General features: G+C 54.1%; 19 protein-coding genes and 2 pseudogenes. 6 read left to right on the top strand and 15 right to left on the bottom strand.

What is annotated here, in order from left to right; all coding sequences use genetic code 11:
• The first annotated feature begins 80 nt into the window (after positions 1-80).
• The 4 genes from lolB (at position 81) to dauA (ending at position 4,601) form a co-directional block, all read left to right on the top strand.
• Entirely contained in the window at positions 81-692 is a 612-nt protein-coding gene (lolB, locus tag RTE01_RS10260) for a lipoprotein insertase outer membrane protein LolB (RefSeq protein ID WP_041146104.1), read from the top strand.
• Positions 692-1,540, top strand: coding sequence for a 4-(cytidine 5'-diphospho)-2-C-methyl-D-erythritol kinase (ispE, locus tag RTE01_RS10255; protein WP_166793782.1), 849 nt, complete (start codon positions 692-694; stop codon positions 1,538-1,540). The genes lolB and ispE overlap by 1 nt, the downstream gene beginning before the upstream one ends.
• A gap of 183 nt (positions 1,541-1,723) precedes the next feature.
• Positions 1,724-2,671: a ribose-phosphate diphosphokinase gene (gene prs, locus RTE01_RS10250; RefSeq protein WP_004863536.1), complete on the top strand. Its 948-nt coding sequence runs from the start codon at positions 1,724-1,726 to the stop codon at positions 2,669-2,671.
• Positions 2,672-2,921: 250 nt separating this feature from the next.
• The gene (gene dauA, locus RTE01_RS10245; RefSeq protein ID WP_071844945.1) at positions 2,922-4,601 is read left to right on the top strand and encodes a C4-dicarboxylic acid transporter DauA; all 1,680 of its coding nucleotides are present in this window, start codon (positions 2,922-2,924) and stop codon (positions 4,599-4,601) included.
• Here the strand turns inward: dauA and RTE01_RS10240 are convergent, their stop codons facing one another.
• Positions 4,602-5,645, bottom strand: a complete 1,044-nt coding sequence (locus RTE01_RS10240; RefSeq protein ID WP_041146107.1) for a MerR family transcriptional regulator — start codon at positions 5,643-5,645, stop codon at positions 4,602-4,604.
• 228 nt (positions 5,646-5,873) lie between these two features.
• Positions 5,874-6,149, bottom strand: a complete 276-nt coding sequence (gene ychH / locus RTE01_RS10235; RefSeq protein WP_041146108.1) for a stress-induced protein YchH — start codon at positions 6,147-6,149, stop codon at positions 5,874-5,876.
• Between the two features lie 271 nt (positions 6,150-6,420).
• Here ychH and pth point away from each other — a divergent pair, with 271 nt between their 5' ends.
• Positions 6,421-7,005, top strand: coding sequence for an aminoacyl-tRNA hydrolase (gene pth / locus RTE01_RS10230; RefSeq protein WP_141334971.1), 585 nt, complete (start codon positions 6,421-6,423; stop codon positions 7,003-7,005).
• Positions 7,006-7,122: 117 nt separating this feature from the next.
• On the top strand, positions 7,123-8,214 hold the full coding sequence (gene ychF / locus RTE01_RS10225) for a redox-regulated ATPase YchF (RefSeq protein WP_041146109.1): 1,092 nt from the start codon (positions 7,123-7,125) through the stop codon (positions 8,212-8,214).
• 242 nt (positions 8,215-8,456) lie between these two features.
• Here the strand turns inward: ychF and RTE01_RS10220 are convergent, their stop codons facing one another.
• The 13 genes and pseudogenes from RTE01_RS10220 to tssC all read right to left on the bottom strand — a co-directional run.
• Positions 8,457-9,794 (bottom strand): VasL domain-containing protein, encoded by a 1,338-nt coding sequence (locus tag RTE01_RS10220; protein ID WP_166793739.1) that lies wholly within the window; start codon positions 9,792-9,794, stop codon positions 8,457-8,459.
• Positions 9,795-9,897: 103 nt separating this feature from the next.
• Entirely contained in the window at positions 9,898-10,353 is a 456-nt protein-coding gene (gene tssE, locus RTE01_RS10215) for a type VI secretion system baseplate subunit TssE (protein ID WP_123708335.1), read from the bottom strand.
• Positions 10,353-10,898 (bottom strand): type VI secretion system lipoprotein TssJ, encoded by a 546-nt coding sequence (gene tssJ, locus RTE01_RS10210; protein WP_134526574.1) that lies wholly within the window; start codon positions 10,896-10,898, stop codon positions 10,353-10,355. Before tssJ ends, tssE begins: the two co-directional genes overlap by 1 nt.
• Positions 10,876-11,961 carry a type VI secretion system baseplate subunit TssG gene (gene tssG / locus RTE01_RS10205; RefSeq protein ID WP_134526577.1) on the bottom strand — a complete coding sequence of 362 codons (1,086 nt, stop codon included), beginning with the start codon at positions 11,959-11,961 and terminating at the stop codon, positions 10,876-10,878. The genes tssJ and tssG overlap by 23 nt, the downstream gene beginning before the upstream one ends.
• Positions 11,925-13,679, bottom strand: a complete 1,755-nt coding sequence (gene tssF / locus RTE01_RS10200; RefSeq protein ID WP_134526580.1) for a type VI secretion system baseplate subunit TssF — start codon at positions 13,677-13,679, stop codon at positions 11,925-11,927. The genes tssG and tssF overlap by 37 nt, the downstream gene beginning before the upstream one ends.
• A 350-nt stretch (positions 13,680-14,029) precedes the next feature.
• Positions 14,030-15,616, bottom strand: coding sequence for a type VI secretion system protein TssA (gene tssA, locus RTE01_RS10195; protein ID WP_134526583.1), 1,587 nt, complete (start codon positions 15,614-15,616; stop codon positions 14,030-14,032).
• On the bottom strand, positions 15,616-19,062 hold the full coding sequence (locus RTE01_RS10190) for an ImcF-related family protein (protein ID WP_141334969.1): 3,447 nt from the start codon (positions 19,060-19,062) through the stop codon (positions 15,616-15,618). Before RTE01_RS10190 ends, tssA begins: the two co-directional genes overlap by 1 nt.
• On the bottom strand, positions 19,059-20,183 hold the full coding sequence (locus RTE01_RS10185; protein WP_134526586.1) for a hypothetical protein: 1,125 nt from the start codon (positions 20,181-20,183) through the stop codon (positions 19,059-19,061). The genes RTE01_RS10190 and RTE01_RS10185 overlap by 4 nt, the downstream gene beginning before the upstream one ends.
• Positions 20,184-20,366: 183 nt before the next feature.
• Positions 20,367-20,537 (bottom strand): annotated as a pseudogene (locus tag RTE01_RS26705) (DUF7079 family protein); the annotation flags it as partial.
• A gap of 657 nt (positions 20,538-21,194) precedes the next feature.
• Positions 21,195-21,473, bottom strand: a complete 279-nt coding sequence (locus RTE01_RS10175) for a PAAR domain-containing protein (RefSeq protein WP_134526589.1) — start codon at positions 21,471-21,473, stop codon at positions 21,195-21,197.
• Positions 21,474-21,538: 65 nt separating this feature from the next.
• Positions 21,539-22,630, bottom strand: coding sequence for a T6SS immunity protein Tli4 family protein (locus RTE01_RS10170; protein WP_134526592.1), 1,092 nt, complete (start codon positions 22,628-22,630; stop codon positions 21,539-21,541).
• Entirely contained in the window at positions 22,627-24,294 is a 1,668-nt protein-coding gene (locus RTE01_RS10165) for a lipase family alpha/beta hydrolase (protein WP_134526595.1), read from the bottom strand. The genes RTE01_RS10170 and RTE01_RS10165 overlap by 4 nt, the downstream gene beginning before the upstream one ends.
• A 121-nt stretch (positions 24,295-24,415) precedes the next feature.
• Positions 24,416-25,636, bottom strand: a pseudogene (tssC, locus tag RTE01_RS10160) (type VI secretion system contractile sheath large subunit); the annotation flags it as partial.
• Positions 25,637-25,662 lie beyond the last annotated feature (26 nt).

Here is a 25,662-nt window from a genome sequence, read left to right as displayed (position 1 = left end):
ATTGTAACCCGCTACACAAATCGTGTGCGTATTCACCCTTCGCCGGATTTCACTGTAGACATCAAGGATTTGTCATCATTATGAATCGACTGCTCCGCCTGTTGCCCCTGGCAAGCCTGGTCCTGACCGCCTGTACCCTCAACGCCCCGAAAGGCCCCGGTAAAAGCCCGGACTCACCGCAGTGGCGTCAGCACCAGCAGGATGTCCGCAATCTTAGCCAGTTCCAGACCCGCGGCGCCTTTGCCTGGCTTTCCGACGAGCAAAAGGTTTACGCCCGTTTCTTCTGGCAGCAGACCGGTCAGGATAGCTATCGCCTGCTGCTGACCAACCCGCTGGGCAGTACCGAGCTGTCGCTGACCGCGCAGCCGGGTGGCGTAACGCTGATCGATAACAAGGGTCAGACCTACACCGCAACCGACGCGGAAGAGATGATTGGCCGCCTGACCGGGATGCCTATCCCGCTGAACAGCCTGCGCCAGTGGATCGTCGGCCTGCCGGGCGATGCCACCGATTACACCCTCGATCAGCAGTATCGTCTGAGCACCCTAAACTATACGCAAGACGGCAAAACCTGGCGCGTCACTTACGGCGGATATACCAGCGATACCACGCCATCGCTGCCGGCCAATATGGAGCTCAACAACGGCAGTCAGCGCATCAAGCTGAAAATGGATAACTGGATTGTGAAATGATGACCCGCTGGCCCTCTCCTGCGAAGCTGAACCTGTTTTTGTATATTACCGGGCAGCGCGCCGACGGTTATCACCAGCTGCAGACGCTGTTCCAGTTTCTCGACTATGGCGATACGTTAACCATTGAGGCGCGCGATGACGGCGAGCTGCGTCTGCTGACGCCGGTGGACGGCGTGCCGAATGAAGAGAATTTGATTATTCGCGCCGCCAGGCTGCTGATGCAGTCGGCGGCAGAACGCGGGCGGCTGCCATCCGGCAGCGGTGCCGATATCAGCATTGAGAAGCGCCTGCCGATGGGCGGCGGGCTGGGCGGCGGCTCGTCCAACGCCGCCACGGTGCTGGTGGCGCTGAATCAGCTTTGGGGCTGCGAGCTATCGGAAGAGCAGCTGGCGACGCTTGGGCTGCAGCTCGGCGCCGATGTACCGGTTTTCGTCCGCGGTCATGCGGCCTTTGCCGAAGGCATTGGCGAAATTCTGACCCCGGTCGAACCGCCAGAAAAGTGGTACCTCGTCGCCCACCCAGGGGTCAGTATTCCGACTCCGGTCATCTTTCGCGACCCCGAGCTACCACGAGACACCCCGATCAGGCCAATAAATACGTTGCTAAAATGTGAATTTCGCAATGATTGCGAGGTTATCGCAAGAAAACGTTTTCGCGAGGTTGATGCGGCGCTTTCCTGGCTGTTAGAATATGCGCCGTCGCGCCTGACTGGCACAGGAGCGTGTGTCTTTGCTGAATTTGACACCGAATCTGCCGCTCGTCAGGTGCTGGAGAAAGCCCCGGAATGGCTACAAGGCTTTGTTGCGCGAGGAGTTAACATCTCGCCGCTCAGACTAGCCCTACCCTAAGTTGCTCCGTTTTAAGCGTGAGTAACGATAAGTACGCCGGGCAAATTGAGTTACGGTGACAACGTCACCCTGTTCCAGACGTTGCATCGTTCTCTTTAAATACACCGCCTGGATGAAACGGCGCCACCGCACAGTTTTTGGCCCTTTTCATCCACCACTGGACGCATGCCTGAGGTTCTTCTCGTGCCTGATATGAAGCTTTTTGCTGGTAACGCCACCCCGGAACTAGCACAACGTATTGCCAACCGCCTGTACACTTCTCTTGGCGACGCCGCTGTAGGTCGTTTTAGCGACGGCGAAGTCAGCGTACAAATCAATGAAAACGTACGCGGTGGTGATATTTTCATCATCCAGTCCACTTGTGCTCCCACCAACGACAACCTGATGGAATTGGTTGTTATGGTTGATGCCCTGCGTCGCGCTTCGGCGGGTCGTATCACCGCTGTTATTCCTTACTTCGGCTATGCTCGTCAGGACCGCCGCGTTCGTTCCGCCCGTGTGCCAATCACTGCTAAAGTGGTTGCGGACTTCCTGTCCAGCGTTGGCGTTGACCGCGTACTGACCGTTGACCTGCACGCTGAACAGATCCAAGGCTTCTTCGACGTTCCGGTTGATAACGTATTCGGCAGCCCAATCCTGCTGGAAGATATGCTGCAGCTGAATCTGGATAACCCAATCGTGGTTTCTCCGGACATCGGCGGCGTCGTGCGCGCCCGCGCTATCGCCAAACTGCTGAACGATACCGATATGGCAATCATCGACAAACGTCGTCCGCGCGCTAACGTCTCCCAGGTGATGCATATCATCGGCGACGTGGCAGGCCGCGACTGCGTCATGGTTGACGACATGATCGATACCGGCGGCACGCTGTGCAAAGCAGCAGAAGCGCTGAAAGAACGTGGTGCTAAACGCGTCTTTGCTTACGCCACTCACCCAATTTTCTCCGGCAACGCTATCCAGAACATTAAAAACTCTGTGATTGATGAATTCGTCGTCTGCGATACCATCCCGCTGGCGCCAGAAATCAAAGCCCTGGAAAAAGTTCGTACCCTGACGCTGTCCGGTATGCTGGCAGAAGCGATTCGTCGTATCAGCAACGAAGAATCTATCTCTGCTATGTTCGAGCATTAATCGAGCCAGGCCAAAGAAACCCGCTAAGGCGGGTTTTTTTGTCTCTAACCTTTTATTCCTCCACAAAATCATTCGGCATGCGTCAAGGCGGCAAGTGAATGAATTCCCGGGAGCGTACAGGTAGTACGTGACCGGAGTAAATGAACGCAGCCAACAAAGAGGCATCCCGAAGGATGACGTGGAAATGACTATTGCCTCCTTCACCTGCCATTTAGTTGACAGATGATGCGCCCATGGATGAAACATTATCGTGAACAGATTATTTTCCTCACACGTGATGCCTTTCCGCGCCCTCATCGACGCCTGCTGGAAAGAAAAATATACCGTTTCGCGCTTCACTCGCGACCTGATTGCCGGGATAACGGTGGGGATTATTGCGATCCCGCTGGCAATGGCACTGGCAATTGGCAGCGGCGTAGCGCCGCAGTATGGACTCTATACCTCCGCCGTAGCCGGGATCATCATCGCCCTGACCGGCGGCTCGCGCTTTAGCGTTTCCGGGCCGACCGCCGCCTTTGTGGTGATCCTCTACCCGGTATCGCAGCAGTTTGGCCTCGCCGGGCTGCTGGTCGCGACGCTGATGTCCGGCATTTTTTTAATTCTCTTTGGCCTCGCCCGCTTCGGTCGGCTGATTGAATATATCCCGCTCTCGGTGACCCTCGGTTTCACCTCAGGTATCGGTATTACTATCGGTACCATGCAGATTAAGGACTTCCTTGGCCTGCAGATGGCGCACGTGCCGGAGCACTATTTGCAGAAAGTTTCCGCGCTGATTATGGCGCTGCCGACGGTCAACGTTGGCGACGCCGCGATTGGCATCGTGACGCTCGCGATTCTGATCCTCTGGCCGCGCCTTGGGATCCGCCTGCCGGGCCATCTTCCCGCGCTGCTGGCGGGCTGCGGGGTGATGGCGATCGTCACTCTGCTGGGCGGCCACGTCGCGACCATCGGCTCTCAGTTCCACTACACGCTCGCCGACGGCAGCCAGGGAAGCGGCATTCCGCAGCTGCTGCCGCAGCTGGTGCTGCCCTGGGATATGCCGGGCTCTGATTTCACCCTCAGCTGGGCCTCGCTGCAGGCGCTGCTGCCGGCGGCGTTCTCCATGGCCATGCTTGGCGCCATTGAGTCGCTGCTGTGCGCGGTGGTGCTGGATGGTATGACCGGCACCAAGCATAAGGCGAACAGCGAGCTGATCGGTCAGGGTCTGGGCAATATCGTCGCGCCTTTCTTCGGCGGCATTACCGCGACCGCGGCGATTGCCCGCTCGGCGGCCAACGTGCGCGCCGGTGCGACCTCGCCGGTTTCTGCAGTGATCCATGCGCTGCTGGTGATTATGGCGCTGCTGATCCTCGCCCCGCTGCTCTCCTGGCTGCCGCTGTCGGCGATGGCGGCGCTGCTGCTGATGGTGGCGTGGAATATGAGCGAAGCGCACAAGGTAGTGAATTTGCTGCGCTATGCGCCAAAGGACGACATCGTAGTCATGCTGATGTGCATGTCGCTGACGGTGCTGTTTGATATGGTCATCGCGATCAGCGTCGGCATCGTACTGGCTTCGCTGCTGTTTATGCGCCGTATCGCCCGCATGACGCGCCTGGCCCCGGTCAACGTCGACGTGCCCGACGACGTGCTGGTGCTGCGGGTTATCGGCCCGCTGTTCTTCGCCGCCGCCGAGGGGCTATTTAACGATCTGGAAACGCGTATTGCGGGTAAGCGGATCGTGGTGCTGAAATGGGATGCGGTGCCGGTGCTGGATGCCGGTGGCCTGGATGCCTTCCAGCGCTTCGTGAAAAAGCTGCCGGAAGGCTGCGAGCTGCGGGTATCTAATCTTGAGTTTCAGCCGCTGCGTACCCTGGCACGCGCCGGAGTCCAGCCCATTGCCGGACGCCTGAGCTTCTACCCCGATCGCAACGCCGCGCTGGCGGATATTTAACTAGCGGGATGCGGGCGTTCGCGCCTGCATCATCACCCCTATCGCCTGCTGGAGCCAGCCGAGCACCGGCGGCGTCATCCACGTCCCCTTCATCAAATGCGGTTCGCACTCCATCGCATGGCGAAACTTTTGCTGAGTCTGCGGGCTGGTGCCGGCATACGACTGGAACAGCGCCAGCCACTGCTGCGCCAGCTTTTGCCCGGCCTCGGATGCCGGATCGGTCTGCTCGGCGCAGGCCTGATGCAGCGCCGATACCAGCCCCGGCCACTCCATCAGCCGATCGAAATAGTGCTCACGGGTAAACGCCAGCTCGTCGGCGTTGAGATAGCGCGCCCAGATCGCGAGCTTGCTTTGCGCAAAGGCGTGGGTAATGTAGTCCACAATTTCGGGCGTAATGCCGGTTTGCGCGCGCATTTGCGGTTCCGTCGCGTGCATCTCATTGAGCCGGGTGAGAAATTCCGGTCGCCCGGCGGTATCTAGCTCCAGGCGCTCCATCCAGCGGGTGGCCAGCGCCATCGCCGACGGCGAGTCAGGCGGACAGCTCTCCTGCATCAGCCGCTGCGCTTCCATAACCAGCGCCTGCCAGATTTGATTGCGCTGTTCATCCTGCTCGGCGAACGGCAGCGTTTGTAACTCCTGCGGACTAAACCAACGATCGTACATTTTCATAAGCTCCAGGGTCTGTAGCCAGGACTCCAGATCGGGTTCACGGCCGCTACCCAGTTCGTCGCGGAGCAGCACCAGCCTTTCGCGCAGCGTTGAGATAGTGCGCAGCTGCGTATCGAGGGTGGTAATTTGCTGCACCAGCAGATCGGATAACGAAAGCGAACCGCAATCGAGATGCTCCTTAATAGCCGCGAGCTCCAGCCCGGCCTGTGCCAGCGCCTTAATCATATGCAGCCGCTGAACGGCCGCCAGATCGTATAGCCGGTAACCCGCCGCGCTTCTGGCCGAAGGCGTCAGCAGCCCGGTTTGTTCATAGTGATGTAGCGTACGGACGGTCATTCCGGCGCGTTTCGCCAGCTCCCCCACCTGAATTAACATGACTGCTCCTTTTGTCTGCCAGTGGCGCTACTCTGCTGCCTGACGTTACGTCAGGGTCAAGCAAAGAGTTTATCAACAGGGGCAACAATATCAGCGGGGCGGCCGTTGCGGGAGTAAAATAAGCAGGAGTAACATAGTCAGCCAGCCGTTAGGAGGATGGCTGGCTGCAGAGCGGATACACTGACAAAATTGCACCCGTCTGGCGACAGGTGCAGATAACGGACTGACCTAGCTGTGGCGGTGCTGGTCACGACGGCAACGTTTGTCGTAGTGGCGCACCCACCAGTATCTGTCGCAAACCTGTTCATGGCCGCCAATACGCGCGCCGGCAAGCCAGAGAACGGCGCCGACGAAGATGCTGAGAATCGCGCCGTGCGCGAAAAACTGCGGCAGGTCAAGCTGCGGGAGCTGGTTTAAAATGGAGTAGCCGACGCCAACAACCATGACGACCAACCCTAAACCCATCAGTACATTACCGAGTAACGAAGCGTTTCTGCGTTTCATATGTCACCTCCGGAACCTTGGGTTGCCTGAGAATATCCTCAGAACTTATAGGTGTAGTATAGACAATGGGCAGAAGATTGATTGCGTTGGCGATCACATTAGCGAACATCAAACCAACAAAAGTTTACAAATAACCTACTGAACAACATCAAATTCTAATGGTTCACAGGCGAAATTATCGTGTCGATAGCGCTGCGCTGGCAGAATTTTGTCAAGCGCGCTCGCAGACAGTACACTACGCGCCAGAGAACGACCCATGCAGGATATAAAAGTGACGATAAAACTGATTGTCGGCCTGGCTAACCCCGGTGCGGAATACGCGGCGACACGCCATAACGCGGGCGCCTGGTATGTAGACCTCCTGGCCGACCGCCACCGCGCCCCGCTGCGCGAAGAGAGCAAATTCTACGGCTACACCTCACGGATTAACCTTGCCGGCGAGGATGTGCGCCTGCTGGTGCCGACCACCTTTATGAACCTCAGCGGTAAAGCCGTGGCGGCGATGGCCACCTTTTACCGGATTAATCCCGACGAGATTCTGGTCGCGCACGATGAGCTGGATTTACCGCCAGGCGTGGCGAAATTTAAGCTCGGCGGCGGCCACGGCGGGCATAACGGCCTGAAAGATATCATCAGCAAACTGGGCAATAACCCGAACTTTCACCGCTTACGCGTCGGAATCGGCCATCCGGGCGATAAAAACAAAGTTGTCGGTTTTGTGTTAGGTAAACCGCCGCTTAGCGAGCAGAAGCTGATAGATGAAGCGGTTGATGAAGCCGCGCGCTGCACGGAAGTCTGGCTGAAAGAAGGTCTGACTAAAGCCACCAACCGTTTACACGCATTTAAGGCGCAATAAACGGCCGACGTGCGGAATTTTTGCCGCACACCGTGTATAATAGGCAAAGCTATTTACTTTTCTACAATCTGTTCAATGTAACAGGTTGATTATCCAAAGATTAAGGTGATTTAAATCATGGGATTCAAATGCGGTATCGTCGGTTTGCCCAACGTCGGCAAGTCCACCCTGTTCAATGCGCTCACCAAAGCGGGTATTGAAGCGGCCAACTTCCCCTTCTGTACTATTGAGCCGAACACCGGTGTCGTACCGATGCCCGATCCGCGTCTGGATAAGCTGGCCGAAATCGTTAAACCGCAGCGCATCCTGCCGACTACCATGGAATTCGTCGACATCGCCGGCCTGGTAAAAGGCGCATCTAAAGGCGAAGGCCTGGGCAACCAGTTCCTGACCAACATTCGTGAAACCGAAGCTATCGGCCACGTTGTTCGCTGCTTTGAAAACGACAACATCATCCACGTTAACAACAAGGTGGATCCGGCTGACGATATCGACGTTATCAATACCGAGCTGGCGCTGTCCGATCTTGACACCTGCGAACGCGCCATTCACCGCGTACAGAAAAGGGCAAAAGGCGGTGATAAAGACGCGAAAGCTGAACTGGTCGCACTGGAAAAATGCCTGCCGCAGCTCGAAAATGCCGGCATGCTGCGCGCGCTGGCGCTGACGGACGAAGATAAAGCGGCCATCAAATACCTGAGCTTCCTGACCCTGAAGCCAACCATGTACATCGCCAACGTCAACGAAGACGGCTTCGAGAACAACCCGTACCTCGATAAAGTCCGCGAAATCGCTGCCGCCGAAGGCTCAGTAGTGGTTGCCGTGTGCGCCGCCGTTGAATCCGATATTGCGGAACTTGACGACGCTGACCGCGATGAGTTCATGGCCGAACTGGGCATCGAAGAGCCGGGCCTGAACCGCGTTATTCGCGCCGGCTACGAGCTGCTGAACCTGCAGACCTACTTCACCGCCGGGGTTAAAGAAGTCCGCGCGTGGACCATCCCTGTCGGCGCGACCGCACCGCAGGCGGCGGGTAAAATCCACACCGATTTCGAAAAAGGCTTTATCCGCGCTCAGACTATCGCCTATGAAGACTTTATCACTTACAAAGGCGAACAGGGTGCGAAAGAAGCCGGTAAGATGCGCGCCGAAGGCAAAGACTACATCGTTAAAGATGGCGACGTCATGAACTTCCTGTTCAACGTCTAAATCACTTCTGTTGTTTCATGAGGTTTCACAAAATCTCATAGCAACAGCCAAGCCGCATAAAAAAACCACGCCATGGCGTGGTTTTTTGTTTCTGACGCGGATGATACTGCAGGCCGCTCTGCGCAGTTCGTAAAAATGCCCCGGGCGCTTGTTTACGAGGTTATTCAGCGATGGGTCAGCGATTGGGCTGACTGCGGAACAATACCCGGCAGTGTGGCGAACAAGCTCCCCGGCAAGCTACGCTATTCCCTGTTGGTTAGCGCCGAGTATCGGATGATGAGCTGCTGTAGGTGCTGCTCCACCTCAAGTTTCTGCGCCTGCGGGATCATCCCCGGCTCCTGTCGTGCAGCTATCTGCCGGAGCTGCTCCTCCGCCGGCACCGACTGATTAAATGCCTGAATGGCTGCAAACACCTGCGATTTCAGCTCGCTGACCGTCAGGTATCTCCCTTTTTGTCCATCCAGCGCGTTAAGCTGCTCGCTCAGGCTCTGGAGCCTGAGCATGCCCTGATGCCAGCCCGCCAGCGAATCATCGGGCGTCCCGTTCAGGGCAAGCTTTTGCCGCCACTGAGTACCCAACTCTTCAGTTTCGGGAAGCGCCGGCCACAGTGCATAAGCCTGGTTTATCAAATCCTGACCATAGCGAAGATGCCAGTCAGGCGGGAGGGCAGAAAGCGCCTCTAACCTCAGCGAGGCATCCTTCAGCCAGCCGGCGGCTGAGCCAGAAGAGCTGAACGTCTCGCCTGCCGCCGCGCCGGGCAGCCAGGGTAGCGGCTGTTGGCGACTGTCGGGCTGTTGACCCGCTTGATCCGAGCGAGCCAGGTAGTGGCCGCCGATAAAGACTGCAGCACTCAACGCAAAGGCCGTTAGCATCCCGCAGGCGAATAGGCCGACCCGCTTTGGCGCAGGCGCCATTTTGTGGACCCTGTTAACGGCGACGGCGGAACCTGGCGGGATTGCATCCGGCCGCCGGGGCTCTGGTATTGCTTCGTTCAATCCGATCGGCGGAGCCTGTGCGACAGGGAGAGTAATGGCTGCAGCCGATAATTGTGGCTCTGGCGCATTTTCCACGCGCGTCAACGCGCTGCATACCTGCTGCACCAGCGGCTCTATCTGGCTTATCTGCAGCAGTTCCTGACGGGCAAGGATGCTGCTCAGGGAATCAAGCGTCGACTCCAGCTGCAGGAGCGGATGATAATCCTCATGGCTCAGGGTAAAGGTGCGGAACACTTTCTGCAGCCGCTGAAACAGCCCTGAGAGAATTTCTGCCCGCGGGTGGCTGGCCCGTGGCCAGTACTGCGCCCACTGGCGGCTGAGTATCGTGGCAACGAGCTTCAGCCCTTCGTTCATGCCCTCCACCCGTGCCAGATGGCTGCGCGCCAGGGTGAACCAGGCCCCTGTCTGCAGCTCAATCCCGTTTTTATCAAACAGCGCCAGCGACAATTTCTCCACCCGCTCCCAGTGAATATCAGGCCTGGCGGGATGCGTCTGCTTACTCATTTCATCGCGAAGGGCGATGAAGTCAGGGAACGGGCGCGGATCGCCGCCCGTGCGAATATCTCGGGGTTCTGTGCTTTTCATAATGGATTCATCCGTGGATTGGCAGGCAGAGATTGGCGATTCACTCCGGGAGCTGACGGTCATTCGTCCCGAGGAAGATATCGTACCGGCCTGCCCGGCATCCCTACATGCGGGGATTTCTGTCGAAATAATGCTGCTGCTTTAGGTGGCGAATAAATATCCGCCCCTCGGGCATAAACTCGGTACCATAGCGCACCAGGCCCACCCCTTTCAGCTCCGCATCGATCGCATAGCGCAGCTCGCCGGGGATCGCCTGCTCAAGGAGAATAACGCTAATGCTTTTCAGCCGCGGTTCGTATTTGAGCAAAACGGCCGACAGCGTCCCCATTAGTTCATGGGCGGTACCGGGCATACCCTGCAGGATTTTGGTCATATCCGGCAGGCCGTAGTCCGGCAGATGCGCCAGCGTGCCGGCGCGGCAGTTGAGAATGCGCTGCATGTTGTCCAGCACGGACAGGATCGCCTGGTCCTGCTCGTTGACGTGGTTGAGGTCGAGGCCACCGGTGAAGTTGCCGTAGAGAATTTCATATAATGAGGGGGTATTGTGTCCCTGTGACATTAATCATCCTTAACGGGCTGTAATCTCAGATGGTTGTTTCCGGCTTCCAGGATACGCGGTTTATCAGGATCGAGGTCTTCACGTTCGATGACCAGCTTCCAGGTGTTATTCACCATATCCGGATGACGGAACAGCCCGACAACGGCCACAAACTGCGCGTCGGCCTCCATTGGCATATCGAGATTCGCATCCCCACCCGGCTTCACGACCACATCACGCGTGGCCAGCAAATCGGCGTTCAGCTGGGTATCGTCCTCTTTCAGCAGCTGCTGATATACCGTCTTGTCGAAGGTTTTGCGTTCCTTCAGCTGATACACCCGCACTACCAGCGGTTCAGACAGCGAATTGCTCTCACGTGCATCGGTATTCAGCGCCTCGCGCGCTATAAAATCGAGATGCAAGACTTTAATTTTTTTGTAAAAAATGGCGCTGAAGGCCGATTTAGTACCCTCAGTGACGCTCTGCGTCACCCCACAGCCCGTCAGGCTGAACGCCACCAGCGGCAGCAGCCAGCAGGCGATTTTAGTCGAACTTGTACGTAACACATCGGTTTCCTTGTTGTGGTATGGCGGGGTTCATGCCGCTGTAATAACCCAGTTCCGTCGTAAAGGTCTGCGGGATATCGTCCTGGAACACGCGATCTTCAGCTCCCAGCACGCCATTCATGCCAAGCCAGAAATGACCTTCGCCAAGCAGAGGAACGGCCAACAAGCGAGTCAACGTCGTTAGGGTGATTTTTGCCTTAAAGCGCCAGCCCAGATAGACCCTTAGCATCACCAGAAAATCCGGATACAGCAGACCATCCGGCTTCCAGCCCTGCGCTTCCTGCCGGTTATCCGTTGCAAGCGCAATCAGCAGCTGGCTGCTGGCATCCATCGCCTCGTCGCCAAGCGGTGTGTTGCCGTCCAGGAGAAAATCGTCATCACCGTAAAAGCCCAGTGGCTGACTGACCGCTACCGGCCGCAGGCAATACGGGCTCACCTGTACGGTGGTGTCGGGTGCCAGCAGGCTCACCAGCGCCTGCATCCCCTCCTGAGTTTTTCCGGGCTGGCGTAACACGCCGAGCAGAGCCAGAAAGCGCGACACCGGGGTGGCTATATGCTCTGCGGTTCCGGGGATCCCCAGCCCCACCAGTCCCAACAGCGACTGCGAAATATTGTCGCCCCCTCCGGGCTCGAACGTGGCAGGCCAGGAGTACTTCCGCCAGATGCGATAAAACTGGGTCAGGATGCGGTGGCTGAAGATATCCAAAAAGCTCTGGATGGCCTCATGCCCCTCCCGGCGCTGGGCGATGTCATCGAGATAAGCGGTCGGCAGCGGTGAATCGACGCCGTACATCCCCATAAAGGTGGTACGAATGACCGCTGGTGTGCCGTCATCGTCTTCGTCATATTCGACGGCTTTCAGTTCGCTGACCGGAAATCCCATTCCCGGATGAGGAGCAAAGCGTACAGGATCATCAGCGGGATGGCTGGTTGTGCCCATCAGCGGTTTATCCGGATGGAGCTTTTCCAGCAGTTGGCAGAAACGGTAAAAGTTAATACGGTGAAGGTCTGCCTCCAGCTGAAGGGTCAGCCGGGAATGCGTCGGTTGTGCTTCTCTTCCCATTCCAGGCGTTCTCCGGTCGGTTGCAGGATGATAATCAGGCGATTAAACAGATAGATGTCGGTATAAAGCGCGAAGAAGCGGCTCAGCATCTCGCCAAACAGGCAGATATCCCCTCTTCCGGCAAAGCCGTGGCTATCGAGCATGACGTCAATCTGCACGCCGCGTACCAGGTAGCCCTGCTCAAAACGCTCGGTTTCGCTGTGCTTCACATCGATAATGGCCTCCAGACGGCGCCGGTTCATCTCGCTGTCTGTCCACTCATACAGCGCCAGGGTACCGCGGAGCACCTCTGCGTTATCCATCATCGAGAGAAAACCGCTGCCAAGATGGCTTAGCACACGCCAGTGAAAGCGATCCCTATCCGGTGGATAGCAAGGCAGCGTCGGCGCACACAGGTTGCGAACAGCGATGCTGACTGAGGTGGTTTTCACCACCGTATCGAGCACGGTGCTTTGCAGGGCCCGACGAGGCAGCTGACCGTTGGTGCCGGTGAGCGTCAGGGACAGGCTTTCATCTATCGGCACGGTGTGAGTATCAAACGCTTCGCCACCAAGAATTAGCCAGGTGTTATGCAGACCGGACGGTCCGCGGCGTAGGCGGGTGTGATAGTAGTATTCCGGCGCTTCATGGCGCATCATCCCGCCCTTGTGGCGAAAGCTCGAGAACGGGACGTAGGTATGCTGGCTTGATGACATCACCGAATCCACGGCGTAAATCTCGGTATGACCATCCTGTACCCGCATCGGGCGCAGCATGTATTCCGTCTGCAACGAGTTGAGCGTCAGCGGATCGGATTCCAGTGGAAACAGGTTAATTACCGGTACGCAGTTCAGCCGCAGGTGCTTCCCGGTAAAGCTGAAGTCATGCTCCCAGCGCTCAGCCAGCACCACGTCGATTTCAAACCAGGGGAGCTCAGCGGGGAACGCGACGGTCTCCAGCCCACACAGGCCGGTGAACATAAATTTCTCGCGGAAGGTAAAGTACTCCAGCAGCAGCTGGTAGCCGCTGAAACTACTGCTGCCCTTCGGCCAGAGGGTATCACCATCACCGAACCCGAGCGCGGTGAAATACCCGTCCAGCGGTTTTCTTTCCACATCACCGGGCATTCGCAGCCACATCCTGGCCACATTCATGGTGAAGGCTTCGTGCATGGCGCAGGCCAGAGGCGCGTCGGCATTGAAGTAAAGCGGGACATGGCTGAGATCGATACGGCTCCAGTCCGCCAGCTTGCTGCAGCTAAAGCGCAGCGTGACAACCGAGCGGCCATCAGAGTCGGTCGCCAGGCTGACGCGTTCCAGCGAGAAGGGCTGAAGGTCTATCGCTTTCGTGGTGGAGTAACGACAGCGCGTACCCTTCTCACCGATCGGTCGGGAATGTACCTCAAAGCCTTTGTCGATACGCATCTGCTCCTTCATTTCGCCCCAGTCCGGGGTGAACTCCACTACCGACATTGACGGTATGGTGCGCAGGTAATGCGGCCACAGCAGGCTGACCAGCCCTTCGGTCAATTCTGGCAGGTCGTCATCGAGCTTCTCGCGCAATCGGCCCATCAGGAAAGCAAAGCCTTCAAACAGGCGTTCCACAAACGGGTCGCGCGCGCCCGCTTTATCCAGATTGAGCATTGCCGCCTGCTCAGGATGAGCACGGGCAAATTCTTCCCCGGCTTCCAGCAGGTAGCGCATTTCAGCGTCGTAATAACGCAGGGTTAAGTCGTCCATAGATTCGTCTTTATTAATGTTTGTTTACCGGATAGCGAAATAATAAGCTCTAAAAAGGCATCTAAAACCTAATAACTTCGGATTTACTGATTTATCGAAATCTTTGCCTACACGACATTGATACAAACTAATATTGATACCGAAACAATTTTATCTTTTTTAAACATAACCCTCCGGGAGAGTTTTTAAATCACCGCCAGTCTTTTTAGTATTATCTAAATTCCAATACCAATGTTTTTCTCTTGAGGGGCACTGATTTATCAGGCGTATCGTCCAAAGCATCAGGTATATTATTTGAAGTTATAATTTATGAATATTTTCCATATTTATGGAACGGTTCAAACCTATTATCATCCGCTGCAGAGTACAACTGCCCGAACAGGATCCAGTGAGATAAGCCCGGATAGCAGAGCGTCCATTTCAGGTTGCAGCCGCGTTTTGTCTGCTTCACTGCGCCCGGCCCTACCCCGTAACAGCTTTAACCTGCGGGCTTTTACTTCGAACATTAGCTCTGGCGTCCACTGTTCAAGCGTGAGTACCCTGGCGCTTCCGTCGAGTTCTCCCAACAGATGCAGTGCCATTTCGTGTTTACCGTACTGTTCACTCACCCTGGCCATTAACAGGCGCATCAGCCACTGGTCCCGGGAGGAGGTATAACCCGGCTGTACCTGCAGCCAGTTGAGCGCGGCTTCAATGCCTTCATCGTCTGCTTTCGCCAGCACTTCAGGCTCCAGCGTTAGTACATCATCGCCTGCAGCAACCGCAGCTGATACCGGCTCATCTTTCCAGCCGGGCATATCGTCGAGCACGCTTTCGCTTATCCAGCTCAGCGTTGCTTCATCGGCGAAAGGTGTGCCGTCACTGAAAGCCAGTACTTCCAGCCCCGGGAGACGTGCCAGTAAGCCCTTAAGATCGCGGCACAGGATGTCTGCACGTACAGTGTCATTATCCAGTTTCGCCAGCGCCTGCCATGCATACCACTGCACATCCAGCCAAAGGTGGTTGACGCCCTGCGCCAGTAAAGTGTCCGTATGCTCCAGCAGTTCAGACCAGCTTTTCTGCAGGTACAGGCGCTTGAGGTGCGCTTTGTTGTCTGGCTTCGGTGGCACCAGGCGGGTGCGCCCGGACGTATCCAGCGGCGGAAGTTCCATTAGCGTATCCCAGCGTACGCACTTCAGCAGATGGTGCCCGGCCAGCCAGCCTCCCGGCCGATCGCGAAGATATTGTGCCAACACTTTGGCCTGATCGAGCAAATCTCGTCCCGAGGTGACGGTGTTCATCACCGGCGCTGACGCGGCAATCGTGCCCTCTTCCCGGCTAGTTTGTGGCACCAGACTGTTGGCTCCCCCGCTTTGTACCAGCCTGTTATCCAGAGCCAGATACAGTCCTGCCCATTCTGGCCGGGCTTTCTCATCAAACGTCTGGAACGTCTGTTCAGCCAGCAACAGCGCAGCGGTAATGCGCTGCATGATAGACATATCAACCTCAGGGTACAGACACAGACTGTTTGTCACACGGCTGCTGCCCAGCCATTCCAGGGCAGCCTTACGGCTGCGATCGCGAAGAGGATGCAATCGGCTGCCAAACCGCTCCAGCATCGAGGCCATCAGCTCAAGTCCCTGCGTAAACCCAAGCTCACCATCCTGATGCAGACGTGCCCAAACGTAAAAGGTGATAACACGTAAATCCTTACTGGTGCCGGTCAGCAGCCTTTCCGCCAGCCGGCAAATCAGGCCGGTATCAGTGTCGGAAAGTTTGTTGATCTCTTCACGGATACGCTGAAAATCATCGTCGTATCCAGGATCCACTCCGGTTGGCTCATTGTCGCCAATCGGCTTCAGCCAGCGTTCCCAATCAGCGCTGTGCGCCCGAGCACTGCTCAAGAGCGTCTTTTCATCGGCGCAGCAGGCCTGAAGTACACTTTGTAATGTCGTCATTATTCCATTCCATCTATGGCTAAATTCTCCGAACTTGCCAGAGCCTGAGAGGTCGCAGAGGCATCCACACTGAATATCTGCTCCGGCAGGCTGAAGTTGCGTAACGCCAGAAGCGCCAGCGGACCATTACCCAGTTGGGAGCGCAGTACCCATTGCAGGGTGCGGCCGTCCGGAGCGGTAAAACTCATCATCCACTGACTGCGGTCGAGCCGCTGACGTTTACCCTGATCCAGCCAGCGAATAAAGCCCCAGCTGCCGCTATAATCGCCGAACAGACGCGCCCCCGCGCTGGTAGAAGTCCACGTCAGCATGGTTCCGGGTTTGAAGGTGTCCCCGGGCCAGCGGAAAGAGTGCCACCCGGCCATCTGGTTGAAGTAGTGCAATTTCTGCCCGTCAATGGTCAGCCGGGTTTCCACCACCTGAGATGCGGGTCGTGCCTGCAGTTCAAAACTGATTCCCTGGCTGCCGTCGGTAAACAGAATGTCTGACAGCTGGCTAAGCTGGTTGACCGCCCGCAAAAACGCCGGATTGAACGTCAGCCCCTGGCTGTGCGCCGTATCCGGCACCCACTGGCTGCCCTCTTTATGCAGCACACCGTTAAGTTCGGTGGTCAGGAACCGGTCAATGCGTCCGCTGTCCTTGCGGATAAATTCAGCCAGCATTGGCAGCGAGGCATCGCTTTTGCTGACCGCAAACGGGAAGCGACCATCAAAGGCCGTATGCCAGTTCGCCACCACAGAGCGGCTCCAGCGGTCGTTAAGGCTGGCGGCTGAGGGCTGTAAGACCGTTTCCCATGCCTGAGTCAGGGGCTGAACAAACATCGTATTGCCGAAACCACTCCACTCTTCCCCCAGACTTGCCGCCATGAGACTGCCGTACTGCTGAGTATCGGTAAGGTCAACGCTTTTACCCTGGAACACGGTCTGCGCCAGGGTCTGCATCATCTCCTGCGGATCGGTAGCGCTCGCCACCTGTTGCAGGCGTAAACGCACTCGGGTAATTCGCGTGAGATAAGTTTGCAGGCTCAGGGTGCTGTCGGCCGACATCACATTGCCGCCTTTGCTTTTGCCCATCAGCGTCAGCAGCGGGCCAAAGGTTTCATCCAGTGGTCCCAGTGGGCCTGACGCAGACGGGTCAATTATGGGCTTGTCTTTCCCGCTCATCAGGTCTTTAGCGGATTTGATGATAGAGTCCGAAAGGCCTTCGCTCCGCTCGCCGGTTTGCCCCTGCCAGGCGATTGTATTCATTAAGGCAATCAGCGGTGACTGGCGCACATCACTCATCAGCGTCAGCTGGTCGGTGACGTCGGCAATGTTGTTGGCAGGATTCCAGTGGAGACTGTTGAAGAAGTTCAGCCAGCTGCTGGCAAAGTCGGTGAAATAGCGCTGGGTCAGACGCGCTTTCAGCGCTTCCGGCGACAGATCGGCCGAGACTGACTTGCGGGAATCGCTCAGCACCCAGTCGATTTCATCTCGACGGAAACTGGCCGCCTTCTCGATGGCCTGCTGAATGCCACCTTCCCATGCCTGACGGGTGAACATCCCCGGCACCACTTCATCAGTGGTAAACAGGCGGCTGGCATCGGTACCGCTGGTCATGTCTTCCAGAGAAACATCGGCAAAATTACGACGCACCGATTTGAGCATGTTTTCATACAGCGTGCTTTCGGCGTTTCGCCGTCCAATCTGCTGCAACAGCACCTGACGGCTCTGCCCGATCAGCTGCGCATCCGGCGTGATTTTCCACTGTGGCTGCTGTGGCAGTTCAGTTATGTAGAATGCCCACAGATCCGGGGACAGACTCTGCCACAGGCCGGTGGAGATGCCTGTTCGCGTCGGCTGCACGGCTTTCATGGTCTGCGCGTAGAACGCGCCATCGGCTTTATCCGGGTGGGCCATCATCAGCCAGGCCTTAAGCTGGTTATAGCCCGGTTTCGCCAGCTGGACACGCTGGTCACTGTTAGGCGCCGAGTTAGCCAGCACGGTGAGCTTTTGCGTCAGGGCCTCATTCGCCGGATCGCGTATCAGGCGATTATTTACCACGCCATACCACGGCAGCATCGCGTCGAGTAGCTGCTGGTTATGGTCCAGACCAAAGCGCTGATACCAGGGCGCCCCCTCCCGGACATGATGCAGCAGGCGACCGGCGTCATTGCGGAGAATATGCAGGGCCGTCAGCTGGTGATCCGATACCGAGGGATGCTCCACCAGAGCATGAGTCTGCTGCGCAACAGAGACTATCTGCTGGCGGTTGACTGTAAACGACAGCAGCGTCCCCGCTCCCCAAACACCGATGATGGCCATCAGCGTCCAGGCGAGCGTCTGCTCCCACGCCATACCGACACGGCGGCCACGCACGCGGGTACAGTCATCCACAATACCCTGCCAGGTTAACGGCAGGGTCAGCGCATGGCGCTGTGACTCAGGGATAAATGTCTCAGTACCGGCTGCTCCCTCTGCCGTATCGACAGGTTTATACCCTGGTAGACTGAACATCAGGCCACGCAGCGGAACGCGCTGCTGGGAGGCTGCCAGCCATGGCACCAGTTGCTGAGTCCAGCGAGCGATGCCACCGTCTTTAAGGTCCTGGCCCAGGCGCAGCAGGAAGTCGTGACTGTTGTTTTCCGCGATCTGGCTCACTCCCTGCGTTCGCAGGGACGGCAGCATCAGCTTGAGCTGACGGGCAATATCATCAGCTTTTGCACGCAGCGGGAACGTTGCCCCGACCGCCTGCTCAGTGTGCGTTGTCTGCGCCCATTTACTGTCACACAGCCGCCACAGCCAGACAGGTGCTGAGTAATGCAGCAATTCACTGATTTTTTCCAGCCCGCGAAGGTCGCTGTCACTGATTTGCGGGGTCAGGTTAAGCGACTGAGGCATGACCCGGACAATCCCGTCCAGTGGACGCCCGCGACGCAGCTTGCGTAACGCGGTGTACTTTTCCTTGTCCGGTTCTGCAGTCAGACTACCGCCGTAAATCAGAACGGTACGGTTGCCTTCAAGCCACTGCTGCTGCTGCAGGCCTGGAACCAGTTTTTCAATCGTGGCTTCGTCGCCCGTCACCAGCAGCAGGTGGACTTTGTGGCGCCATAAAAGCCTATATCGGAATCGGAGATATTTTTTAAGGCTGGGCAAAAACGGAACGGTACCTCTACCCTCAACGAAGAGAGACTCCATTTTTTCGCCAGGCTCCTGTGGCTTGTAGACGGCCTGATTTCTTCTCTGTTTCCATCGCCACCAGACAGGTGAACCAATCAGGCCAAAAAGCAAGACGGCAAACACGCCTCCCCAGATTGTCCAGATTTTCTGAGTTGAAATCCCAATGCTGTTCAAACTGTCCAGGTTGATAAAAATTAAAAAAGCACTTACTCCCGCCAGACCAATAATCAGGAGGAAAAATCCCCATGAGCCATAACGTGCGTTTGGTATTATTTTTTGTTCAATCATGGGTAAAGCTCCCTGGTAATCAAGCAAAGTGTTCCTGTTTGCTGCGTCGTCTGATTAACCAGCAGCTGATCTTTACCTGTTTTGCTGGCAGCTTCGGCCAGCATGACTAAAGAAAGTGGTAAAGCCATCTCCCCTGGAGGCCCAAAAGAAAGATCGATCGAATGCAGCGGTCTTTTTTCCGGCAGAGACCACTGATGGTCTGTTGCATACTGCATGATTTCTGCTGCAGCTTTTTCAACCGTTCCCTGCAGCCAAACGTATTCCAGACTCTCTTTATCAGGCTGGACATATTCAAATAACATATCTAATTCTTTAATAAGTTTCCCTTCCTCCAGCGGCATCATACGAGTCATGCCGGCGATAACAGGCAGTGAATGCTGGTGAGCAAAGCTGGGGGAAGAGATAAGCTGAGCAGAAATAAACTCGCTTGACTGCCCTACGCCTGAAGCAGGCCAATCCTGAAGACAAAGAATTAATATCAAACCGTCGGAACTCTTTACGTTGAAGAGAGACTCCACTATTTCTCTGAAATAACCTGAAGTGGGTATAAGATCCCATTGCTGAGAAATCGACTCTTTACGATACTCATCAAATCCACCTGGAGATTGAAAAACATAAATAGAATGAAGAAAATAACGATAACCTGGGTGCTGAATCTCCAAATCACGATCTATTTTTTTCATTAAATCTGGAAAACTATATGGCGAATTGAATAACGGACGGGCTTTTTTAGGATATGCAGGCACCTTATCCAGCTCACCCAATAGCGCCTCCATTCCCTTCTCTTCCGGGGAAAATAAAACATTACCAACTACGGCTAGCTGCCTTCGACTCCAGCTGCGCCAGTTAGCTTTAGTTCGTTCCGTTTCGAGGGTCCATGCCTGGCCGGCTGCGACAGACTGTTCATAGCGGTTTAACATTACCCCGAATAAACATAGCCAAACCAACAATGCTGGCAAGGCACCGTAGAAGAAAACTTTAGCGTAAGTTGCCATATTCCAGATCCATACGCTGGAAATAGCGCCTGTAATTAACATCAATATTAATACTATCATCCAGAACCAATACTTTGGTTCTGGAAATGATTTCTGCTCAGGAATATCAGGTATAGGCCATGCCATAGTAAAACTCGATACTTGCTGTATTGTATTTAAAACCCAAAAAGCGAAGTAAATGTAAGAATCATTAGTAATGTTCTTTGTTACTTAATCGCCACCGATGTCCGTTAATGAGTCGAATAACTTAACAATCCATGATTAACTTTAGAATGATAGACTTAGTATTTAATATTTCAGGGCTGACTATTATTTCCTGTAGATTATTTTAAGCGTAAATATAAAAAGTCCATATTGGTGCATTGTTAAAAAACTTTTTGTTCTTATCCTTACAAACATCAATCCATAATATTTTTTATCAAACCCACTCCATACAGAAGAGGCAGGCGCAAGAAGATTGGTGTAACAAACAGGGGCAACCCATTCAAGAAGACTTCTTAAACTTTATAGACAGCAAAACAATTTGGCTTTATTTTACACCACAAGCAAATTTTTAATGCATCTATGAGTCGATTAGGAAGGATCAAACGGATGGAGTTAGCCCCCTCTCTTATTACCTTAAAGGTTAGCTCTGAAAACTCTAATAACTGCCAATTATTAATACGACAGATTTAAATTAAATGCCTTCTTCCTTACAATCACTCTCATATTAAAAAATATAGACTGACAGTGATATCTTTATTTTTAATCTCAGGAATTTGTAATGGATGATCATTTTCAGCCAGGCGGCCGTAATAATCCTTATACTCAGCAGTTATTTTATAGCATTCCCCATCAGTATTTGAAGCTGAGAATGGGCTGACAACTTTTATGTTTTCGTTACGTTCAATAGTTTTCGGTTTAGTTTAGCATGCAACGACGAAAATCAAGAATGATAGACTGGCAAGTAATAGTTTTGATTGAGGTTTATATTTCATTGATTATTCATATTTAAGTTCTTCCGCAGGATTCTTTTGTATTTTTCATTACCTACGCAATGTGGATACAGTCTAAGAGCGATATGAACGGCTCTGGTTTTATTAAAGATTTAGGCTTTTTACATCAGGGATAGATTTCTCAAACCCTGCCTCATATTTCTTAGTCCTTTGAGTAGCTATCCAGAATAGTAGGGATAAATTTTGCCTGGCATGGGCAGGAGCTAAAACTATCAAGCGACCCCGCCAGCGCCTGTCCTTCGTCGAAGGTAGCAGCGACTCCTCCTGAGACTTTAAAAATTCCCGGGTAATTACCGCAGCTAACCATATCCCCTTCTCTGGCAGCAAAGACGCCATACCATTGAAGCGTTGGATCGCCGATAAGGATCTTCCCACCGCAGGTAGTACTATCACCGACTCTTAAAAAATAGCCTAAACTCATTATAAAATCCTTTATATAGAAACAATCTAAAAGTATACGAAAAGAATTACTGGCTTTTCTGGCAACTACTTATAGCGCAGGGAATTTACCAGCCTGTCCCAGATTTCAATCATCTGCGCTTCGCTGTAGCGCGTTTTTTTATACTCACTGCCGAACCCAATATTAAGATTCGGCTTATCCGATGTAGCATCTCGCTCATTAGCATAAAGCATAAAATTATAGAATGTGTTCTTTTCATCTTTTCCCGTCGCAAAATTTCTGATGGTTTGGGTACCGCCGAATAACCATGACTCTGCCTGAATGCCGTGCGGTGAGAGTGCCACTTTTTTAATGGTGTACTGATTTGATGTTTTAAGTGCTTCATTAATTTTCGCGCTGCGGTTAAACAACGTGTCGTCTGAGCCCTTGATTGTATTGTCCATATCGACACCAAAAACAAAATCATCATTTTCATACCGGAATGTGAGGCTTTCCTTATGCTTTTCACCATCATCCACGATAAATCCATTCGGAATACACACCCCTTTAGCTGACGGAATATCCTCATCTTTCCTGCCACTAAGCCTTGACATCAGGGACTGCAGGGCAGCCAACTTGGCTGGTTTGGTGTTAGTCTCTACCCCGGAAAAACCAGCGTTGATATACAATTTTTTCTCATCCGCATACTTAGCAGCAGACAAGTCTAAAATCTTGGTTGTGATAATAAAAGCGATGCCATTTATATAAAAATGCGCTTCCAGATGCCGGAATGAGTCCGCAGAACCAGAGTTATTTCGATCATAGATCACACCCTTACCGTTCTGTAGTCGAATAATCTGCTTTATAAAAGGTGCATTTTCTGGCTTATTCCCTGGATTGTTTATTACATCATTAAGCACCTGCTCCCTTAACTGCACCCGCTGTTTAAAGGCGGGTGGATAGAGAGGTTTGCTTTCAATTTTAAAGTCATCGATAAAAATCATATCGTGAAGCTGATTGTTGAACGACTCGGGAACGTCAATCACATAGCGCCCGATGCATTGCGGTTTGGTTTGCGCAAACAGAGTTTTTATCACTGCACTGTCCTTCTGCACTGGCGTGGATGCTGTAGCCGGGGCAATAACAAACATGCTGCCCGCTATAAGAGATAATGCTGTAAGCTGCCGAATAACATTCATGGGATCGGGATCTCCTGAACCATTTTCACAATGGCCCTGAGGGTAAACCGCAGGGCTGGCCTGGTCTGTATATCCTTCAGGCTGCTGACTTTGTAGGCATCCTGATGGTCAACTCCAGTTGCCAGAACGCTTTTGATTTCGCTGTTACGGCATATGGCGCTCAGCGATTCCACCGGTACCGTGCCATCTCCCGGCGTTTTTGACGAGGTGACCACATACATCTGAGACCGATTAAAAGGCAGGGGGATCTCCCGGTAGTTGTTTGGCTGCTTCCTGTCACTTTCATGCCTATTTTTCGGGTAGGTAATGGAGGTTTTTCGCCACGTCAGGGTACCGTCAGAGGCGATGTTATGGCCGTAGAAGACATATGTATTAGAGTGATATTTATCATCTAGTTCAGTAATAAAAGGACGCACTCTACCTTTCATCAATTCGAAATAATCCTTCCAATTTTGACTGTAGATATTTTCATCCTTATCGATAATGTCGGACTCATACAGGCGATACCAGAGGGTCTTATTCAGGTAAATTTCACCGAAGGGATCCCGGGTCTGCGGCAGTTTGACATCGCTGCCATCTTCGCCAGCACCTTCCACGGTCAGCCAGGGAGCTCCAGAAAGGTATTTCGCCGAGGGCAAAAGCTGAAGCGGCGCGGGAGCCCTGGCCAGGACCGGCATCAGCTCTTTCGCGGTATTACCCAGCACCGCCCCGGCCATGCCCTCCTGTTTTGCACCAACCTTCATACGGCGGTACGCCGCCGGTGAGCCAAGGTCGGGGATCACCCCATGCACTATCCCCAGAATCTTATCTTTTGCCCCGCAGACCTGCGACGCATAGCGTGCCACCAGCCCGCCCATGGAATGGGTGACGATAATGACTTTTTCCTGCCCGGCGGGAAAGGGCATGCCGTGGCCGCGCTGATTTTTGTAGAGGCTGATAGTTCTGTCGATAAAGGTTACCAGTCCTTCTGCCGAGGTTTTATTATCCTGCAGCCAGTTATAGCCATAGACGTGAACCGGGAATAAAAAGTTCTGGAAATGGTTCAACTCCCCCTGAGTCAGGACAGATTCGCCGGTAATTTCAGCATATTCGCCCTCAGACAGAGTTTTACCGACCAACTGACCTAGCACGCCATTTTTCTCCGGCACTGATTTGCCGTAGTTAACAAGAGCCTGCTGCCAGTCATCCATCAATGCGCCCTGCAGGACGCTTAAAAACTTACCGTAGCTGAAGGATAAAACCTCTCCCCAGCCCCTCTCCCGGCGGGTTGTAAATAATTTTCCGTCATCGGAAAGCGGAGAATAGATGGTCTGGTTGATATCCCCACGGTTATCCACCTTCGTGGAGTCAGGATTAAGTAGTTTTCTTCTGCGCTCCCCGTCTACTCCTGCCCATTTAAGATATACGCCACCCAAACTATCGCCACGCCAAATACCCTCGGTTTGTGAGGATTTGTTTGTCATCAAATTAGTCCCCATCACTCCGGGAAGGAAGATAACGGGGATCGCTTTGACAGGTGGCTGAAGCAAAACAGCTTTAGCATTCTCTGATTTTTTCTGATTCTGTATGCCGGGCCAGCAGACCTGTCCACTGTCGTCCCATTCTGGTTTTATGCAGGTCATTGAGGGGCTGCTCTCATTACCTGCCGCGTTTTCTTCCGCCATGAATTCCGTCCTTTTTCCTTTCAGGAAAATACTCTTCAGAAAGACCTTCGTGGCAATCAACCCGGTACTTTCCCCGAAAATATGCTCCGAAATAACAGAGTGCCTTATGTTTTATCCAGCAAATCCGGCTGTTTGCGGTAGCGTCCGCGGTGTCGTACAGCGCCGGTTTCTGGGCCGAATTTGCCGAGAAGAAGCAGGCGTAATCCCGGTTCTTATAATAGGAAAGCGGAATAAAACCGAGGTTGGCGAACTCAAATTCGCGGGTTTCCGGCAGCATCACCTCTGACGGAATTTTCACCTGATTGCCGGTGCCGAGATCGTACAGATGAATGGGCAGGTCCTGCACCGCGCCGCCGGCCTGCGGCCCGCGGATCTGCACGCACCAGCCGTTGTTGATGAAGCTTTTCACCATGTTTGCCGCAAAGGCGAAGGAGGCATTGGTCCACAGGTATTTGTCGTGTTCCGGCCCCTTCACCTCTTCGACATAGTTGAAGCTGCGCACCGGCACGGTATCCGGGCCATACGGCAGGCGGCCCAGCACGCGCGGCATCACCAGGCCGATGTAGCGAGAGTCGTCGGTGTCGCGGAAGCTTTTCCATTTGATATATTCGGCGCGATCGAAGTAGTTGCCGATATCCTTGATGGCCGCAACCTGCTCCATGTTCTCCTTTAAAAAGAACGCCGGTCCCGCGGAGCCAATAAACGGCATATGCGCGGCGGCGGCGACTTTTGAGATGTTACGCATCAGCGCCACGTCCTGAGCGGAGGCATCGAACTCATAGGCCGAGATAACCGCGGCAATAGGCTCGCCGCCCGGGGTGTCGTACTCCGCGATATAGGTCTGCTTATACAGCCCGCTCTGGATAATTTCCGGAAAGTCCTCGAAGTCCTGGCGCAGCTCCTCTTTAGACAAATCGAGGAGCTCCAGCTTGACGTTCTGGCGAAAATCGGTTTTATCCACCAGCGATTTGAGCCCACGCCAGACGCCCTCAGTGCGCTGAAAATCCGGGTGATGCATGACTTCATCAAGCTGGCGGCCAATCTGAAAATCCAGCTCCGCAATATGATGGTCGAGGATCGTCTTATCCAGCTTCTCCACTTTGTGCCCGGATTTTTGCAGACACTGCATAAACACTTTCACCGCGGCGGTCACGCGCGCGTCGGCGGAGGTTTCCGCCATGACGGTCGTATCATCAAAACCGTTTAAATCACCGAGCTCAGCCACCGGTGTTAAATTTATTTTGTCAAACAGTGAGGCATATACCCCACCCTGCGGCAGGTGTTTTTCGACAACGGCGCCACCCGCCAGATTCTGGGATTCGTTATTGACTGACATTAGCATTTACTCGTCATTATTCCGTGATAAAA

The sequence above is a fragment of the Klebsiella terrigena genome (assembly GCF_006539725.1).
Classification (GTDB): Bacteria; Pseudomonadota; Gammaproteobacteria; order Enterobacterales; family Enterobacteriaceae; genus Klebsiella; species Klebsiella terrigena.
Note: the sequence above shows the minus strand (reverse complement) of the source record. Positions and strands in the feature narration are given on the sequence as shown.